The 840-nt window shown below is 68.2% G+C and carries 1 protein-coding gene; it reads right to left on the minus strand.

Features of this window, described 5'->3' with window-relative positions:
- Window positions 1–115: 115 nt before the first annotated feature.
- Window positions 116–840: phosphate ABC transporter permease PstA (pstA, locus tag EXE44_RS17380; RefSeq protein WP_137718004.1), on the minus strand; the 725-nt coding region annotated here is incomplete at its 5' end.

Raw genomic sequence — 840 nt, forward strand, 5'->3', positions numbered from 1 at the left:
GGTCACGCGTCTCGATGACCGTGTCACGTGCGTCGAGCGGGGCGTCCCGCGACGCTTCGTCGCCGGTCTCGATGGTCGTCTGGATCTTCGGGGAACTGTCTGATTCGCTCATTGGTTAGGTCTCACGTCCGTACTTGTTTCGGATAACGATTGCCGTCGCGTTCATCAGCAGCATCAGGGTGAGCAACACGACGGCCGCCGCCGGGACGACCCCGTGTCGGAACTCCGGCTTCGCGTTGGCCGACGCGGCGAAGATCTGTAGCGGGAGCGCCGTCGCGCTGGAGAACAGCCCGCTCGGCGGACTGTAGGTCGTCGTGGCGACCGCGATGATGACGAGCGGCGCGGTCTCGCCGATCGCCCGCGCCAACGCGAGGATCGTTCCGGTGAGGGTCCCCGGAATGGCCTCGGGCAGGACGACCTCGCGGAGCGTCTGCCACCGGCTCGCGCCCATGCCGTACGAGCCCTGCCGGAGGTCGTCGGGGACGGAGCGCAGCGCCTCCTGCGTCGAGACGATGACGATGGGGAGGATGAGCAGTCCGAGCGTCCCCGACGCCGAGACGACGATGCCGGTCCCGAACCCGAGCGTCCGCCGGAACAGCGCGAGCCCCAGCAGCCCGTACACGACCGAGGGGACGCCGGCGAGGTTCGAGATGTTCACCTCCAACAGCGTCGCGAGCCGGCCGCGGAATCCGGAGTTCGGCGCGTATTCCTCGAGGTAGATGGCCGCGCCGATCCCGACCGGGAACGCGAGGACCGCCATGAACCCGACGATGATGATCGAGCCGACGATCTGCGGATAGACGCCGGCGTTGCTCGCGGTCAGCCCGTCCCACGACTCCA

The organism is Halorubrum sp. SS7 (assembly GCF_005435055.1).
Classification (GTDB): Archaea; Halobacteriota; Halobacteria; order Halobacteriales; family Haloferacaceae; genus Halorubrum; species Halorubrum salinarum.